The organism is Brevundimonas vesicularis (genome assembly GCF_900445985.1).
In the GTDB taxonomy this organism is placed as follows: domain Bacteria; phylum Pseudomonadota; class Alphaproteobacteria; order Caulobacterales; family Caulobacteraceae; genus Brevundimonas; species Brevundimonas vesicularis_D.
The window spans coordinates 1,299,155-1,315,787 of the sequence record NZ_UAQP01000014.1 but is presented as its reverse complement, the minus strand read 5'-3'; the positions used below and the strand labels follow the sequence as shown (position 1 = coordinate 1,315,787).

Annotated in this window: 18 protein-coding genes; 9 read left to right on the top strand and 9 right to left on the bottom strand. The window is 66.0% G+C overall.

Annotated features, from left to right (window positions below):
* Positions 1-36: 36 nt before the first annotated feature.
* Together DT343_RS15500 and DT343_RS15495 are read left to right on the top strand one after the other, a co-directional pair.
* Complete coding sequence (locus DT343_RS15500) at positions 37-705, top strand: hypothetical protein (protein WP_112863574.1); 669 nt, start codon at positions 37-39, stop codon at positions 703-705.
* Between the two features lie 185 nt (positions 706-890).
* Positions 891-1,448, top strand: a complete 558-nt coding sequence (locus DT343_RS15495) for a 3D domain-containing protein (RefSeq protein ID WP_112863573.1) — start codon at positions 891-893, stop codon at positions 1,446-1,448.
* Between the two features lie 74 nt (positions 1,449-1,522).
* Here the strand turns inward: DT343_RS15495 and DT343_RS15490 are convergent, their stop codons facing one another.
* The 3 genes from DT343_RS15490 to DT343_RS15480 form a co-directional block, all read right to left on the bottom strand.
* Entirely contained in the window at positions 1,523-2,413 is an 891-nt protein-coding gene (locus DT343_RS15490; RefSeq protein WP_055752859.1) for a hypothetical protein, read from the bottom strand.
* 82 nt (positions 2,414-2,495) lie between these two features.
* Entirely contained in the window at positions 2,496-2,819 is a 324-nt protein-coding gene (locus DT343_RS15485; RefSeq protein WP_026108600.1) for an Mpo1-like protein, read from the bottom strand.
* Between the two features lie 46 nt (positions 2,820-2,865).
* Entirely contained in the window at positions 2,866-4,764 is a 1,899-nt protein-coding gene (locus tag DT343_RS15480; protein WP_112863572.1) for a DEAD/DEAH box helicase, read from the bottom strand.
* A gap of 206 nt (positions 4,765-4,970) precedes the next feature.
* Between DT343_RS15480 and DT343_RS15475 the strand changes: the two genes are divergently transcribed.
* A complete protein-coding gene (locus DT343_RS15475) occupies positions 4,971-5,180 on the top strand; it encodes a flagellar basal body rod C-terminal domain-containing protein (RefSeq protein WP_112863571.1) in 210 nt (69 codons plus the stop codon).
* A gap of 4 nt (positions 5,181-5,184) precedes the next feature.
* Here the strand turns inward: DT343_RS15475 and DT343_RS15470 are convergent, their stop codons facing one another.
* Positions 5,185-5,868 carry a winged helix-turn-helix transcriptional regulator gene (locus tag DT343_RS15470; protein ID WP_112863570.1) on the bottom strand — a complete coding sequence of 228 codons (684 nt, stop codon included), beginning with the start codon at positions 5,866-5,868 and terminating at the stop codon, positions 5,185-5,187.
* Between the two features lie 58 nt (positions 5,869-5,926).
* Here DT343_RS15470 and DT343_RS15465 point away from each other — a divergent pair, with 58 nt between their 5' ends.
* The 5 genes from DT343_RS15465 (at position 5,927) to DT343_RS15445 (ending at position 8,620) form a co-directional block, all read left to right on the top strand.
* Positions 5,927-6,370, top strand: coding sequence for a VOC family protein (locus tag DT343_RS15465; protein WP_112863569.1), 444 nt, complete (start codon positions 5,927-5,929; stop codon positions 6,368-6,370).
* Positions 6,370-6,831 carry an SRPBCC family protein gene (locus DT343_RS15460; protein WP_112863568.1) on the top strand — a complete coding sequence of 154 codons (462 nt, stop codon included), beginning with the start codon at positions 6,370-6,372 and terminating at the stop codon, positions 6,829-6,831. The genes DT343_RS15465 and DT343_RS15460 overlap by 1 nt, the downstream gene beginning before the upstream one ends.
* Positions 6,828-7,310, top strand: coding sequence for a VOC family protein (locus DT343_RS15455; protein ID WP_112863567.1), 483 nt, complete (start codon positions 6,828-6,830; stop codon positions 7,308-7,310). The genes DT343_RS15460 and DT343_RS15455 overlap by 4 nt, the downstream gene beginning before the upstream one ends.
* Before the next feature lie 22 nt (positions 7,311-7,332).
* Positions 7,333-7,686 (top strand): DUF1428 domain-containing protein, encoded by a 354-nt coding sequence (locus tag DT343_RS15450; RefSeq protein WP_112863566.1) that lies wholly within the window; start codon positions 7,333-7,335, stop codon positions 7,684-7,686.
* 67 nt (positions 7,687-7,753) lie between these two features.
* On the top strand, positions 7,754-8,620 hold the full coding sequence (locus DT343_RS15445) for a non-homologous end joining protein Ku (RefSeq protein WP_112863565.1): 867 nt from the start codon (positions 7,754-7,756) through the stop codon (positions 8,618-8,620).
* On the opposite strand, the gene ligD is transcribed toward DT343_RS15445, so the two are convergent.
* Genes ligD through DT343_RS15430 form a run of 3 tightly spaced genes read right to left on the bottom strand, consistent with a single transcriptional unit; the run spans position 8,617 to position 12,189 of the window.
* Complete coding sequence (gene ligD, locus DT343_RS15440) at positions 8,617-11,178, bottom strand: DNA ligase D (RefSeq protein WP_112863564.1); 2,562 nt, start codon at positions 11,176-11,178, stop codon at positions 8,617-8,619. The two genes, DT343_RS15445 and ligD, sit on opposite strands and share 4 nt — an antisense overlap.
* 34 nt (positions 11,179-11,212) lie before the next feature.
* Positions 11,213-11,953 (bottom strand): extensin-like domain-containing protein, encoded by a 741-nt coding sequence (locus DT343_RS15435; protein ID WP_112863563.1) that lies wholly within the window; start codon positions 11,951-11,953, stop codon positions 11,213-11,215.
* Between the two features lie 56 nt (positions 11,954-12,009).
* Positions 12,010-12,189 (bottom strand): DUF2256 domain-containing protein, encoded by a 180-nt coding sequence (locus DT343_RS15430; RefSeq protein WP_017504429.1) that lies wholly within the window; start codon positions 12,187-12,189, stop codon positions 12,010-12,012.
* 240 nt (positions 12,190-12,429) lie between these two features.
* Between DT343_RS15430 and DT343_RS15425 the strand changes: the two genes are divergently transcribed.
* Entirely contained in the window at positions 12,430-12,693 is a 264-nt protein-coding gene (locus tag DT343_RS15425) for a DUF2798 domain-containing protein (protein ID WP_112863562.1), read from the top strand.
* A 41-nt stretch (positions 12,694-12,734) separates the two neighbouring features.
* Here DT343_RS15425 and rpoD read toward each other — a convergent pair whose 3' ends face one another.
* Together rpoD and dnaG are read right to left on the bottom strand one after the other, a co-directional pair.
* Complete coding sequence (gene rpoD, locus DT343_RS15420) at positions 12,735-14,681, bottom strand: RNA polymerase sigma factor RpoD (RefSeq protein ID WP_112863561.1); 1,947 nt, start codon at positions 14,679-14,681, stop codon at positions 12,735-12,737.
* Positions 14,682-14,755: 74 nt separating this feature from the next.
* A complete protein-coding gene (gene dnaG / locus DT343_RS15415) occupies positions 14,756-16,615 on the bottom strand; it encodes a DNA primase (RefSeq protein WP_055752846.1) in 1,860 nt (619 codons plus the stop codon).
* Positions 16,616-16,633 lie beyond the last annotated feature (18 nt).

Here is a 16,633-nt window from a genome sequence, read left to right as displayed (position 1 = left end):
GGTTAAGGGAACCCTGCCGCTTCGGACCTGCACGCCATGAAGACCCTGCTGATCGCCGCCGTCATCGCGACCGCCCTGCCCGCCACATCGGCCCTGGCGCAGGCTGACGGCCGGTTCGCCGTCGGCGTTCAGGTCGGCACGCCGGGCGCGGGCCTTCAGTCGCAGTTCGCACTCAGCCCGGTCGTGGTGCTGCGCGGCGGCTATGACGTGCTGAAATGGGATCGAGACCAGACCTACAAGGGCATCGACTACGACGCCAAGATCGACTTCAAGTCGCCGGGCGCATTTGTGGACCTGCATCCGTTCCGCAACGGCTTTCTGATCTCGGGCGGGGCCTATTTCGGCGATCGCAAGGTGGATCTGGATGAGACGCCCACCGGCAACGTCAATGTCGGCGGCGCGACCTTCACCCCGGCCCAGGTCGGGACATTGACCGGCCGCATCGACCTGGAGAGCACGGCGCCCTTCGTCGGCCTGGGCTATGACAACACCTTGACGCGCGGCGGACGGCTGGGCTTCCGCATTCTGGCCGGCGCGGCCTTTGGCGATGCTCCGCAAGTGGATCTGGACGCTCGCGACGGGACGCTGTCGAACGACCCTACCTTCCGTTCGCGTCTGGATCAGGAAGAGCGTGAGATTCAGGCCGAGGCCGATGATTACAAGGTCCTGCCGGTGCTTCAGGCGGGCCTCAACTTCAAGTTCTGATGCCGGGGGCGTCGTCCCTGAGCGCGAAGGTTGGGGATAAATAGATTATACAAAACAGGGCGTTAACCTAGAAACAAATCGTAACAGACGGCGCCAAGGCGGGTTTCGCCACTTTCTCGCCACAGGTTAACGCGACAAGGCCAGCGCCGGCGGCGTTGGGAGCCGGTGTCTCCTGAGCGAAACTCATGATCGGCGCCTCCGCTGCTATCGCCATGCTTTGGGCTGCCGTATCGTCTGTGACGAGTGGGCCTGTCCCCTACAATGACGTCGTAGCGGCGGATAAAGTCAGGACTGAAACCCCTGCCGCCATCGTCGGTTCCGATGAAGTCGAGACCGCTCTGAACGCCGAACAGGCCGAGCTGATGGCCTCCGATCCGGACTGGCGCGCCTCGGCGCGCCTCTATCACGCAGGCGGCGGCGGCGCGACGGGCAACGATTCGCTGGGTTGCCGTCCGATCGCCATGCGCACCGTCGCGGTCGATCCCCGCGTGATCCCGCGCCGCACCAAGCTGTTCATCCGCGAAACGGTCGGCATGCGTCTGGCCGACGGTTCGATCCACGACGGCTACTGGTACGCCTCCGACACCGGCGGCGCGATCAAGGGTCAGAAGATCGACCTCTATACCGGCAACGGTCGCGGCTCGATGAACCAGGCGCAGCGCCTGAACATGCGCACCCTGACCATCGTGGACGCCGGCGATTTCGACGGCTGCCCCCCGGCCTGGACCACCGCCTCCAACTGATCCAGTCGATCACGAAAAACGCCGGCTGACCGCGAAGGTCAGCCGGCGTTTTCGTGTCTGAAGACCTACGCCTATCAGTCCAGTTCGGACACTTCCAGCGTCGACTGCACCATCGAGCCATTATAGGTGCCGACCCAGATGTCGTAGCGGCCGCTCTGCGGATTGGTGATCGTCACCTTCGGATCGACGCCGCCCGCGCCGTCGTCGTCGCAGTAGAAACGGCCGTTGGGCGTATTGATCAGCAGGGTGGTGTCCTCGTCCGCGCGAACGCGGAAGGTCAGATCGGCGTCGCCGGGCTCGAAGAAGATCTGGATGTCCGGGGCTGAACTGACCGAACCTTCGCAGCCCGACTTGGCGGCCGAGGCGGGCGAGGAGCCGCCCGCCAGGATCGACTTGGTCCAGGGGTCGGGCGTGAAGCCGCCGCGCAGATTAGCCGTGCCGTAGTTGGGCTCAAGATCGATGTTGGGCGCCGCGCCCGCCGTCGTGTCCGTGCCGCCCAGTTCGCTGATCTGCAGCGTCGACTGGACCATGTTGTCGTTATAGGTGCCCAGCCAGATGTCGTAGCGACCGCTCTCGGGGTTGGAAATGGTCACCATCGGGTCCAGGTCGCCGCCGCTGTCGTCGTCGCAGTACCAGCGGCCGCCGGGGCTGTTGACCAGCAGCGTGGTGTCCTCGCTGGCGACCGCCTTGATGGTCAGGTCCAGATCGCCGGCTTCGAAGTTCAGTTGCAGATCGGGCGCAGCGCTAACCTTGCCCTCACAGCCCGATTGGGCGGCCGAGGCGGCGATCGAACCGCCCGCCAGGATGGACTTGGTCCAGGGATCGGGCGTGAAGCCGGTCTCCAGCCGCACCGAACCGTAGTTGGGGTCCAGGGTGAAGTCGGGCTTGGCCCCGCTCTTCTGGGCCAGGCTGACGCCAGGGGCGAGCAGCACGGACGCAGCGGCGATGACGGCGATGGATTTCATGATGCTCCCTCCAGCAGCGGCGCAACGCCGCAGGGGGAGACTATTCCGTTTCGGCGAACCGTGCAGCTTGAAATGCGGTCCTTCAGAAGCGGCGCTTGCCCGTCACCGTCTCGAAGAACAGGCGAAAGTCGCCCATCAGGCTCCACAGCGGATATTTGAACGTCGCGGGCCGGTTCTTTTCGAAGAAGAAATGCCCGACCCAGGCGAAGCCGTAGCCCAACAACGGCATGGCCAGCAGCCACCAGGCGTTCCGCGTCGCCACGAAGGCGACGAAGGCCGAGATCACCAGAAAGGTGCCGACGACGTGGATGCGCCGACACGTCCGGTTGGAATGCTCATGGATGTAATAGGGATAGAAGGCCTCGAACGAGGCGTAACGGCCCTCAGGTGCGGACGGCGTGCTCATGGGCGGAGGGTGCGCCTCCGCCCACGATCAGGCAAGTGGTCGCAGATCAGCCCTTGGGCTTGCCCTTGAAGCCGTCCTTCTTGAAGCCCGGCTTGGCCTTGAAGGGCTTCTTGGCATAGGGCTTGTCGCCCGAGGCGTTCGAGCGCGGGTTGGCGCCGCCGTCAGCCTTCGGCGCCCAGGGCTTCTTCTTGAACGGCGGGCGGGCGTCGCCCTCTCCGCCATCGGCGCGCTTGTAGGGGGTCTTCTTGAAGGGGCGGTCGCCATCCTCGCGCGACTTGCCGGCGAAGCGGCTGGCCTTCATCGAGCCGGGCGTCGGGGCTTCCGACGGCGTGATCTTCACCTCGTCCTTGGAGGCGGCGACGGCTTCGCGGAAAGCCTTCTCGTGGGTTTTGGCGACCTCGAACCGCGTCTCTTCGGGGAAGGTGCGGATGGCGCCGATTTGAGGCTTGGAAATGCCGCCGATGCGGCAGATCAGCGGGATCAGCCATTTGGGGTCGGCGTTCTTGTTGCGGCCCACGTCCAGACGGAACCAGACCACATCATCGGCGCCCAGGCGGTCGCCCGGCCAGGGCTGGGCCGCCGTGCCGTCTTCGTTGCGCACGGTGCGCTCGCGCTTGGCCGGGCCGCGATCCGAACCCGGATCGGACAGTTCTTCCGGCGCCGGCTGTTCCTTGCGCAGCAGGCGCACCAGGGCGGCGGCGATCTCGTCGGGCGTGCGCTCGGCGATCATCCGCTTGGCGACGACCATGTCCTCGTCGGAGACGTCGGCCTCGAAGAACTCAGGCGACAGCAAACGGCCTTCGTCGGCCTTGCGGATTTCATCGAAGGTCGGGGCGCCGGTCCAGACGGCGTCGACGCCGGCCTCGTCCATCAGCCGCTCGGCCTTGCGACGGCGCGAGTGCGGAACCAGCATGACCGAGATGCCCTTCTTGCCCGCCCGGCCCGTCCGGCCCGAACGGTGCAACAGGCCGGCGCGGTTCATCGGCAGTTCGGCGTGGATGACCAGACCCAGGTCGGGCAGGTCCAGACCGCGCGCGGCGACGTCGGTGGCGACGCAGACGCGGGCGCGGCCGTCACGCAGCGACTGCAGCGCGTCGGTGCGCTCGCGCTGACCCATTTCGCCCGACAGGCTGACGGTCGAGAAGCCGCGTTCCAGCAGAGAGGATTGCAGGTGACGCACGCTGTCGCGGGTCGAGCAGAAGACCATGGCGCGCGGCGCCTCGAACCAGCGCAGGGTGTTGACCACCGCGTGCTCGATCTCGTTCGGCGCAATGCGATAGGCGCGGTATTCGATGTCGGCGTGCTGGCGCGTCTTGTCGGTCGCGTCGATGCGGACCGCGTCCTTCTGATAGCGTTTGGCCAGGGTGGCGATGTCGCGCGCGATGGTCGCCGAGAACAGCAGGGTGCGGCGTTCGGCCGGCGCCTGGTCCAGGATGTGCTCCAGGTCTTCGCGGAAGCCCATGTCCAGCATCTCGTCGGCCTCATCGAGGACGGCGACCTTCAGCTCGGACAGGTCCAGATTGCCCCGGTCGATGTGGTCCTTCAGGCGGCCGGGCGTGCCGACGACGATGTGGACGCCGAAGCTGAGCGCGCGGGCTTCACGGCGCGCATCCATGCCGCCGACGCAGGTGGCGATCTTGGCCCCGGAGTCGGCGTACAGCCATTGCAGCTCGGCCGCGACCTGCATGGCCAGTTCCCGCGTGGGCGCAATGGCCAGGCACAGCGGCGCGCCGCCGAGGCCGAAGATCGGCTTGTCGCCCAGCAGGGTCGGCGCAGCGGCCAGACCAAAGGCCACGGTCTTGCCCGAACCCGTCTGGGCCGAGACCAGCAGGTCGCGATCCGCATGCTCTCCCTCCAGGACGGCGGCCTGAACCGGGGTGGGTTCGGCATAGCCCTTGTTGATCAGGGCGCGGTCGAGCGCGGGATGGACGGCGGGAAAGGGCATAGGAAACCTAGGACAACGGACAAGAGCGGTCGCCGAAACGACCGCGCCCGGCCGAGGTCAGACCTCAGGCCGGGCGAATGATGGCGCTCTATACATCAATAAGGGCGCAAGCGGGGCGGAAAACGCCGTTCACCCTGTTCCTTCAGGCGACGTTGACCTGAAAGACGCAGTCTGGCGATCGAACCCACCGCGTCCGGAGCTTCGCCATGCAAGCGCTTTCCATCGCCGCCGCCGGAATGACGACCGCGCAGAACCGGTTCGACAACAGCGCGCGCCGCACCGCCACCGCGCCGTTGGACAATCTCGCCGACGAAACCGTGGAGCGGATCCAGGCCAGGACCGCCTTCAGCGCCAACGCCGCTGTTATGCGCACCGCCGACGACATGACCGGCACGCTGCTGGACATGCTGGCCTGAAGCTTCAGACCGGCGCCTTCTCCGGCAGGTTGAAGAAGCCCGCAAAGCGATCGAAAACGGCCCGGTCGCCGGTCAGGGTCATCAGGCCGTCGGCCTCGAAGGCGCCGGGCGGGACCTTGCCGTAGACGCAGGCCGCGACCAGCGGCGGTTGAGTCGTCAGGACGACGTCGGCGGTGTCCGTGGCGTCGCGACGGGTCGTGATCGTCCCCTTTTCGATCTGAACGACAAAAGGTTCTTCGCCGAAGACGAAGCCGAGGGTCATCGCGGAGTCTCCGGCCAACGCCGGATCGAACATGGTCTCGAACGACTGCATGATCGACACCGCACTGATCGGCAGGGTCGGGTCGTGGCGAGGCGAGCGCGCGGCCCAGCCGCCCAGCACCATGAAGACCGGCTTGATCTCGTATCCCCACGGCGTCAGCTCATAGACCTGAACCGAGGCGGGCGGCGGGAGCTTGCGGCGGGTCACGATGCCCGAAGCCTCCAGCCCCTCCAGTCGCTGGGTCAGCACGTTGGCGGAAATGCCGTGCAGATCCTTTCTCAGATCACCGAACCGGCGCGGGCCCATCATCAGTTCGCGGATCACCAGCAGAGCCCAGCGCTCGCCGATCAGGTCCAGTCCGTGCGCAGCGCCGCACGCATCATGATATTTTCGGCCCGCCTTATCGGTTATCTTTTCTAACTTCATAGTTGACTATGGTAATCATTGGAGTCAGGTTTCGCAAATAACAAAGAGAGGAAACGCCGTGGCCCAGCTGATTTTCATCAACCTGCCGGTCGCCGACCTGCCCCGATCGATCGCCTTCTACGAAGCCGTCGGCGCGACCAAAAACCCGATGTTTAGCGACGACACGGCCGCCTGTATGGTGGTGTCGGACGTGATCCACGTCATGCTGCTGACCCACGACAAGTGGCGCACCTTCACCGACCGGGCGATCCCCGACGCCCATGTCTCGGCGCAGATGTCGCTGTGCATTTCTTTCGACAGCCGAGAGGCTGTGGACTCGGTGGTCGAACGCGCGGGTGCAGCGGGCGGCCTTATGGATCCAAACCCGATTCAGGATCACGGCTTCATGTATGGGCGCGGCTATGCCGACCCGGACGGCCACATCTGGGAACCGATGTGGATGGACCCGGCCGCCGTCGCCGCCGGTCCCGAAGCCTTCGCCGCCAACGCCATGGTGTCGTGATGGGTGACGGTCTCGAACTGAGCATCAGCCGTCTGATCAAGGCCTCGCCGGAGACGGTGTGGAAGATCTACACCGAGCGTACCGGCGAGTGGTTCTGCCCTCGCCCGTGGACCACGCCGGTCGTGGATTGGGACCTGCGCGTCGGCGGGCGGGCCAATGTGGAAATGGCCTCGCCCGAGGGCGAGCGGCATCCCTATTTCGGCGTGTTTTTGGAGGTGGTGCAGGGCCGCAAACTGGTCTCGACCGGTGCCTTTACAGAGGGCTGGGTTCCGCAGGCCGGCGACATGAACTTCGTGCGGATCGACACCTTCGAGCCCGAGGCCGGCGGAACCCGCTACACCGCCACCGCTCGGCATTGGGACGAAAAAGCCGCCGAAACCCACAAGGCCATGGGCTTCGAACAGGGCTGGGGCGCCGTCGCCGATCAACTGGCGGCGTTGGCGCAGGGAGATGCGGCATGAGCGACAAGATCATTCCCTGCCTGTGGTTCGACGGCGAAGCCGAGGCTGCGACCGCCCTCTATGTCAGCCTCCTGCCCGACAGCCGCATCACCGCCGTCAACCGCTCGCCGGTCGATACGCCCTCCGGCGCTGAAGGCACGGTCCTGACGGTGCAGTTCGTGCTGGCGGGTCGCGAGTATCTGGCGCTGAACGGCGGACCGAACTTTCGCTTCACCGAGGCCGTCTCCTTCATGGTGATGACCGAGGATCAGACCGAGACGGACCGGCTGTGGGACGCCCTGCTCACCGACGGCGGCAGCGAAAACGCCTGCGGCTGGTTGAAGGACCGCTGGGGTCTGTCGTGGCAGATCACGCCCCGTCGCCTGATGGAACTGACTACCGATCCGAACCCCGCGCGCGCCAAGGCCGCCATGCAGGCCATGATGGGTATGATCAAGATCGACATCGCGGCGCTGGACCGCGCCGTCGCCGACGTTTGAATCCAGAAAGAGGAGACGACCGATGACCTATGTGACCGGCTTCCTGACCCCCGTGAAAACCGAGGACAAGGCGCGCTATGTCAAGTCCGCCGAGGCCTCCTGGCCCCTGTTTCAGAAATACGGCGCCCTGTCCCAGGTCGAGACCTGGGGCGAGGACGTGCCGGACGGCAAGGTGACCAGCTTTCCCATGGCGGTGAAACTGGAAGAGGGCGAGGTCGTCGTCTTCTCCTGGGTCACTTGGCCCGACCGCGCCACCGCCGACGCCTGTTTCGGCAAGATGCAGGACGACCCCGACTTTGCGAACATGGACATGCCCTTCGACGGCAAGCGCATGATGTGGGGTGGGTTCAGCGTCGCCTTCGAAGGCAAGGCCTGAGCCTGGCGGCGGCCCGGTTCGAACGCAAATCGCCCTGACGCATTGTCAGGGATCGAGGAGAACCGAAATGGCCGCCCGCCCCACCTGGCAAGGACATCTGAAGCTGTCGCTGGTCACCTGTCCGGTGGCCCTCTACACGGCGACGACCAGCACGAACGACGTGCGGTTTCACCTGATCAATCCCGACACCAACAATCGCATCCGCATGGTGCCGACCGATCCGGACGCCGGGCCGGTCGAGCGCAGCGACCTGGTGCGCGGCTATGAGGTGTCCAAGGACGAATACGTCCTGTTCGACGACGCCGACTTCGACAAGGTGAAGCTGGAAAGCACCAAGACCATTTCGATCGACAAGTTCGTCGACGAGGACGACATCGACCGGCTATATTGGGACGATCCCTTCTTCGTGGTCCCGGAAAAAGGCGCGGGCGTCGAGGCCTTCGCCGTCATCCGCGACGCCATGAGGAAACAGGGAAAGGTGGCGCTGGGCCAGTTGGTCCTGCGCGGCAAGGAGCGTCAGCTGGCGCTGGAGGTTCGGGGCAAGGGGCTGATCGCCTACACCCTGCGCGCCCATGACGAGGTGCGCGATTCCGACGAATACTTCGACGACATTCCCACGGTGAAGGCCGATCCCGACATGGTCGAGATCGCCGCGCGCATCATCGGGCAGAAGGAGGCGGACTTCGACCCGACGGACTTCAAGGACGGCTACGACGACGCCCTGCGCGCGATGATCAAGGCCAAGTCCAAGGGCGGCAAGGGCGTGGTCGATGTCGCCGAACCCGACGACACCAATGTCATCGACCTGATGGCCGCATTGCGGAACAGCCTGAAAGGGTCGGCGACGGGGGCAAAGAAGCCCGCCGCAAAGAAGGCTGCGGCAAAGAAGGCGGCGCCCAAGAAGGCTGCGGCAAGGAAGAAGACAGCGGCCTAGACGCCCATCGCTTTCAGCGCCGATTTCAAACTGACCGCCGAGGCGCGGAAATCGGCCCAGGGATCGGGCTTCTTCAGCAAGGCCGCATAGGTCCAAAGGTTGAATGCGGCGGGGTCCAGCCCGGCCTTCACCTGCCCCCACGACAGCGGGAAGGCGATCCCCGCCCCCGGCCGCGCGCGCGGCGACCAGGGCGCGACCGCCGTCGCCATCCGCCCATTGCGCAGATAGTCGATGAAGATCTTTCCGCCCCGCGCCTTCTTGGCCAGGGTCGTGGTGAACCGGTCCGGCGCCTCGGCGCGGATGGCCTCGGCCACCGCCTTGGCGAAGGCCTTGTTCTGGTCCCAGGTGACCCGCGAGCGGGCGTCGGTCTTGATCGGCACCACGACGTGCAGCCCCTTGCCCCCGGTCGTCTTGACGAAGGCGGCCAGACCCAGCGCCTCGATCTTCGCCTTCACGACCTTGGACGCGGCGATGACGTCGGCGAAGTTCAGCCCCTCGTCGGGATCCAGGTCGAAGGTGATTTGCTCAGGGATTTCCGGCTGGGCAGGCGCACAGCCCCAGGGGTGCAGTTCCAGCCCGCCCGACTGGGCGATGGCGACCAGGCCGCCGACATCGACGGCGGCGACGTAAGGGGTGCGGGCCTTGACGTCGATCAGCTTCAGCCGCGGGTTCGACCCCGCCATGGCGTGCCGCTGGAAGAAGGTCTCGCCGCCGATCCCCTCGGGGGCCCGGATGATCGAGGTCGGCCGGTCCGCCACATGGGGCAGGATCCGCTCGGCCGCCGCCTCGTAGTAGCGCGCCAGGTCGGCCTTGGTGATCGCCGGCCGGTCGCCCACGGCGGGCCACAGCACCTTATCGGGGCTGGAGATGGTCACGCCCGCCACCACCACCTTGCCGGGCATGCCGGCCGGTCGCACCGTCGTCGTGGTCTTCTTGGCGTCGCCCATGTCCGTGGGCGGTTGGGGCGCCTGGGTGACCTCGGCGGCCGTCTTGTCTTCGCGCAGTCCCTTGAACGCCGCGTGCCGCAGCGATCCGGATTCGGTATAGCCGCCGTGCTCGACCTCGGCGACCAGCACCGGCTTGACCCAATGGATGTCCTTGGCCGCCCTGGGTGCGCCCGCCCCGGCGAAGGGAGACTTCTGCGTCGCCACGCCTTTCAGCGCCGGAACAAGCGTCTTCGTCACCGCCTCGCCATAGCCGGTCCCGACCCTTCCCAGATAACGAAGACCGCCCTTTTCCCTGACCCCGACGAGCAGAGAGCGGAACCGCGTGCCGCCCTCAGACGACCAGCCGCCGATCACGACTTCATCGCGACCCCGGCATTTGGACTTCAGCCAGGTGGACGACCTTCCGGCATGGTAGTGGGCATCCAGTTTCTTGGAGATCACCCCTTCCAGATCCATGCGGCAGGCGCTCTCCAGCACCACCTGGCCGGTCGAGGCGAAATGCTCGACGTAGCGCAGCCGCACAGCGGCCGCCTTTCCGATCCGGTCCACATAGGCCTGCAGCCGCGCCTTGCGATGCGACAGCGGCAGTTTGCGCAGATCCTCCGCCCCCTCGAACAACAGGTCGAAGGCGAAATAGACCAAGCCTTCCGTCTTTTCGTCCGAGATGGCCGCCTGCAACGCGCCGAAGTCCGGCATGTGATCGTCGTCCAGCGCGCACAGCTCGCCGTCGATCACCGCGTCGGGCCAGGTCGCCGCATCCGCCGCGAGGTCCGGGAACTTATCGCTCCAGTCCAGACCCTTGCGCGTCCTCAGGACCGCCCGACCGCCGCCGACCCCGATCTGGATGCGATAGCCGTCGAACTTGATCTCGTGCGCCCAGCCCGTTCCGCCCGGCGGATGGTCGGTCACCTTGCACAGCTGGATCGGCACGAAGGCCGGCGGCTTCTTGGCCTTGGCCGCCGCTTTCGAGGGTTTGGGCTTGGCCGGGCCTTTACGCCCGGTCGGCTTGGACGCCGTCCACTCCTTCGTCCCATCCGCGATCTCGGCCAGCGACCGGCCGGTCGTCACAGAGGCGTCGATTTCGGCGAGCGCATCGCCCTCCCCCGCCACGGCGAAGTCGTCCTTCTCCTTCAGCAACAGCCAGTTGTTGCGTTTGGAGGGTTTGCCCCGATCGCTCTTCAGCCGGATCAGCGCCCATTTGCCTTTCAGCCGTTCGCCGTGAAGGATCATCTTGATCTGACCCTTCGCCCAGGCCGCCTCCAGGTCCGGCTCCTGCGGCTCCCAGGTGCCGACATCCCACATCTGCACCGTGCCGGCGCCGTAGTTGCCGTCGGGAATCGTCCCCTCGAACGACCCGTAATCCAGCGGATGATCCTCGACCTCGACCGCCAGACGTTTGACCGCCGTGTCGCGCGACGGCGCCTTGGTCACGGCCCAGGACTTCAGCACCCCGTCCGCCTCAATACGGAAATCATAGTGCAGCCGCGTCGCCGCATGGCGCTGGATCAGATAGCGGAAGCCGCCCTTCGCGCGCTTTGCCTTGGCGCCCTTCGGCTCGGGCGTTTCGCCGAACCGGCGCTTGGCCTGATAGGTCTTCAGTTCACCGCGCATAGGGGCGTAATCCGCCCCGCGCCAAAGCGTTGCCTCAGCGACAGAAGCGCGTGTCGGTCGCCTCGAGGTGCAGGTGGTCGTAATGGACGGCGTTGTAGTCGGGGCTGAGCGTCGTGCCGAAGATGCGGCAGGCGTCGTCGCGGATACGCTTCAGGAAGCGCGCCTCGGGCGTGTCGCCGCTCCAGTCCTTGGTCACGGTGATGCGCCGCCCGTCCCTCAGCCGCACCCCGGCGAAGTCCAGCGCCGCCGCTTGGGAATGGGCGCTGATGCGGTTCGAGCCCACGCCGTTGTTCACATTGCGACAAGCGTAGGCCCCCATGTGATCGATCTGCACGACGTCCGAGCCCAGGATCTCGCGCGCCGCCGGCTCCAGCGACTGACGACGCCAGATGCTCAGCGCCAGCGCGGTCTGGCAGGTCATCTCCACATCGCCCGGCGCCATGCGCGCCACCGTCCCCAAGTCGGCGCCCAGCACCCCGCCCTGGCTCAGGCCGCAGGTCGCGGTGTTCTGGCGATCCGGCACAGGACTGAACCGCACGCGAGCGGCGGTTAGCTCGGCCATGCAGCGCCCCAGATCACTCCCCTCGCGCACGACCAGGGCCTGGGTGCCGCCGTCGATGGCGCGATCCACAAGCCCCCCGACCAAGGGCGCCTCTGTGCGGGACGGATAGGGCGACGGCCGCAACGGCTCGGGCGGCCGCCGTACGCAGCCGCTGAGGATCAGCAGGACGCCGAGCCCGATGAGAAAGGGAGAGACGCGCGACACGGAAGACATGGTCGCGACGCTTAGCTGATTCCCGCCGCCGCCGTGGTCACGAGGCGGAGAGCCGTCTATCGGCGCTCTTCGGACGCGCCTTTGGCCCGGCACCGATCCGAGCAGAATCGTACCTGATCCCAGTCCCGCGCCCACTTCTTGCGCCAGGCGAAGGGCAGACCGCAGGCGGCGCAGAGCTTTTGCGGCAGGTCGGACTTGGCCGGCGCCGTGCCGAGATTGACGTGCTTTCGGGCCATCACTTCTCCAAATCAGATACCGGAGGCCACATCCACCCTGTCTCCAAAAGCGGTTGGCGATCCTGCGACTCTTCCAAAAATGATCTTGCGAGTGCGTCGCAAGATTGCTAAACGCCTTTTGTCGCTTTGGCGGCCGTAAGCGTCTCACGTCAGGCAACGCATCCATCCCGGTCCTTCGGCCGGGGGCCGGAATTTCCGGAGGATGCCCCATTGCCGAAGACCAAATCGAGAGACGCACACATGCACCCTCACCCTGCGATCATCCAGTTTCGCCGATTGCCTGCCCGCTATGCGCCGGTCGTCATGCCGCTGATCCTGTCGCTGTTCATGACCTTCGTGGTCTCGGCCATCGCCACCGCGCGCAATCTAGGCCTCGTCCCGGCCTTCCCCGCAGCCTGGATGCAAGCCTGGGGCCTGTCCTGGCTGATCGCCTTTCCGGTCCTGCTGCTGATCCTGCCGCTGGTCCGGCGTATCGTCGGGCTGATCGTGGAAACCGAGCGCTGACATGAAAAAAGGGCGGCCCGTCGGGGCCGCCCTTGATCGTATCAGCTGTCCAGGAAGGACCGCAGTTTGCGCGACCGCGACGGGTGCTTCAGCTTGCGCAGCGCCTTGGCCTCGATTTGACGGATGCGTTCACGGGTCACCGAGAACTGCTGGCCGACCTCTTCCAGCGTGTGATCGGTGTTCATGCCGATGCCGAAACGCATCCGCAGAACCCGCTCCTCACGCGGCGTCAGCGACGCCAGAACGCGGGTGGTGGTCTCGCGCAGGTTCGACTGGATGGCGGCGTCGATCGGCAGGACGGCGTTCTTGTCCTCGATGAAGTCGCCCAGGTGGCTGTCTTCCTCGTCCCCGATCGGGGTTTCGAGCGAGATCGGCTCCTTGGCGATCTTCAGAACCTTGCGCACCTTCTCAAGCGGCATGGCCAGCTTTTCGGCCAGCTCTTCCGGGGTCGGCTCACGGCCGATCTCGTGCAGCATCTGGCGGCTGGTGCGGACGATCTTGTTGATCGTCTCGATCATGTGCACCGGGATGCGGATGGTGCGCGCCTGGTCGGCGATCGAGCGGGTGATCGCCTGACGGATCCACCAAGTGGCGTAGGTCGAGAACTTATAGCCGCGGCGGTACTCGAACTTGTCGACCGCCTTCATCAGGCCGATGTTGCCCTCCTGGATCAGGTCCAGGAACTGCAGGCCGCGGTTGGTGTATTTCTTAGCGATGGAGATCACGAGGCGCAGGTTGGCCTCGACCATTTCCTTCTTGGCTTGCCGCGCTTCGCGCTCGCCCTTCTGCACCGTCTGGACGATGCGGCGATAGTCGTCGATCGGCAGGCCGGCTTCCAGCGCCACGGCGGCGACGTCGGAGCGGATGGTCGCGATCTGGCTGGCTTCGTTCTCGCTGAACTTGGTCCAGCGCACGCCCTGGTCCTTGATCCGGTCGGTCCAGGTGGGGTCGAGCTCAGAGCCGAAATAGGCCTTGAGGAACTCAGGCCGCGAAATGCCGTAGCTGTCGGCGAGACGCAGCAGGCGGCCTTCCAGACCGATCAGGCGCTTGTTGATCGCATAGAGCTGCTCGACCAGCGCCTCGATGCGGTTGTTGTTCAGCTTCATCGTCTTCAGACGGTCCGAGATGGACGTCGTCAGCGCCTGATAGGCCTTTTCATCCTTGGCGCTCAGCAACTCGCCCTTCAGGCGGGTCTGAACCAGCTTGTCCTGTAGGGCGCGGAAGGCGCCGAAGTCCGCCGCGATGGCGTTCAGGACGTCCATCACCCCGTCGCGCAACTCGGCTTCCAACGCCGAGATCGACATGCCGCCGCCGTCGTCAAAATCGTCGTCATCGTCGTCGTCGGATTCAGGCTTGTCCTCGGCGGCCGGCTTTTCCTCGGCCTCGTCTTCCTCTTCGCCTTCAGGCTGGGCGGCGCCCGGCAGGGACGAAGGGTTCAGAACGCCATAGGTGGCGTCCAGGTCGATGACCTCGCGCAGCAGGATGCGGTTGTTTTCCAGCTCGTCGCGCCACACCATGATGGCCTCGAAGGTCAGGGCGCTTTCGCACAGACCCGAGATCATGGCGTCGCGGCCGGCCTCGATCCGCTTGGCGATGGCGATTTCGCCCTCGCGGCTCAGCAGTTCGACCGAACCCATCTCGCGCAGATACATGCGCACGGGGTCGTCGGTGCGGTCATAGGCGGATTTGGCGGGCGTTTCGGCCACGGCGGTGCCGGCTGCGGCGGCGACGTCGGTGGACTGCTGCTCCTGCGCGTCCTCCTCGGCCTCCACGACATTGACGCCCATTTCGGACAGCATCGCCAGGGTGTCTTCAATGGCGTCGGGCGTGACTTCTTCGGACGGCAGGACCTTATTCAGCTCCTCCATCGTCACATAGCCGCGCGCCTTGGCTTGCTTGATGAACTTCTTGACGCCGGCGTCCGTCAGATCGAGCAGGGGCCCATCGGTCGAAACCTCGGTGTCCTGCGTCTCGGTCTGTGCGTTCATAGTCAGTCTGTCTCCAGCCGAGAGGGTGATCAGTCCGCCCCGGCGAAAAATACAATGCTTGGCGTGCCGTAAGGTTACGTGCCCGCGCTGTCTTCCCAAATCGTCCCGGCTTTGATCGCACGGCGAAGCGCATCCCGCTCGGCCTTCAGCCGGCGGAACGCCTCATCCTGCCCAGGCACATCACGTGCATGGGCCAAGGCGTCCTCCAACGCGGCGACCCGCGTCGAAGCGTCGAACGCCTGCGACCATCGGACCCTTGCCTCGGCGAGGGGCGCATTTGCGGCCAGGAATGGCGCGCCGGACTTTGCCGCCGCCTTCTCGACCTCGCGCACTAAGGCATCATGACCCGATTGCGCCAGATGGCGTCGCAGGGCGGCGGAGTCAAGGCTATGTCCCGATAGACGCAGGCGAACCAGCTCCTGCGCCAGTCCATCCAGCCCCTTGTCGCCAAAGCCATGGGCGGCGATCTCTTCCAGATGGTCGTCCATCCGTTCGGGGTCGTCGATGGCGCCGTGGGCCAGAGCGGCCGGCACGGGCTCGATGGCGCGAAACAGCGACTGCATCGCCTGGGCGCCCTCGGCCGTCTGACCCAGTTTGGGCGGCGGGCCGAAACCGCGTTTGCCCTGCCCCGGCGTCCAGGGCGCGCGTTGGGGGCTGCGGGGGAACAAGGCGTCGAAACGGTCGAACAGGTCGCGGCGGTATTGCTCCGCCAGATCCTTGTCCTGGATGGCCGAGGCGGTGTTCCTCAGCCGCGCCTTGAAGCCTGCCTTGCGCTCCGGCGTGTCCAGCGGCTCCAGATCCTGTTCGCGGCGGAACAGCACTTCGGCGAAGCCGTGGGTTTCGGCCAGGGCCTGGCGCAGCGCGGGCGCGCCCTTGTCGCGCAGAATGTCGTCGGGATCCTGACCGGCCCCCAGCAGGGCAAACCTGAAGGAGCGCCCTGGCTTCAGCAGCGGCAGCGAGCGTTCGATGGCGCGATAGGCGGCGCGCAGTCCGGCCGCATCGCCGTCGAAGCACAGGATCGGCTCGTGCGACACGCGCCACAGCCGTTCCATCTGCTCCTCGGTCAGAGCCGTGCCCATCGGCGCCACGGCCGGCAGGCCCGCGCGCTGGCAGGCGATGACGTCCATATAGCCTTCAACCACGATGATGGCCTGGTCGTTCTTGGATTCCGCCCCCAGTATGCGCCGCGCCTCCGGCAGGCCGTAGAGGGTCGCGCCCTTGTGAAAGAGCGGGCTTTCCGGGCCGTTCAGATATTTGGCCCGGTCGTCGGGGTTCATGGCCCGACCGCCGAAGCTGACGATCCGGCCGCGCGCATCCAGGATCGGGAACATCAGCCGGTCGCGGAACCGATCGTAAGGCTGGCCGCCGCTTTCGGGCGAGATCAGCAGCCCGGCCTCGACCAGTTCGGCCGGCTTGGCGCCGCGCTGGACCAAGGCCTGCTTCAGCCCCTCACGGTCGTTGGGCGCATAGCCCAGCCCGAACCGCTCCCACTGATCCTCGGGCAGGCCGCGCTTGTCCAGGTATTCGCGCGCTGCCTTGCCCGGCGTGCGGCGCAGGTTTGCGGCGAACCATTTCTGGGCCAGGTCCATCCAGTCCGACAGACCCGCCCGCTTCTGCTCGCGCTCGGCCTCCTTGGGGTCTTCGGCGGGAAGCTGCATCCCCGCCTCGCCGGCCAGGCGCTGCACCGCCTCGACGAAGCTTAGCCGCTCGGTTTCCTGCAGGAAGGAGATGATGTCGCCATGCTTGCCGGACGAGAAGTCGTGGAAGAAGCCCTTGTCGTCGTTGACGAAGAAGGACGGCGACTTCTCCTTCGAGAAGGGCGACAGACCGACATATTCGCGGCCCTGCCGTTTCAACTTCACCGTCCGCCCGATCACGTCGGACGGCCGAAGGCGGGCCTTCAGTTCATCGATGAATCTCTCGTCGAAACGCACCCGCGATCCTTAAGCCCT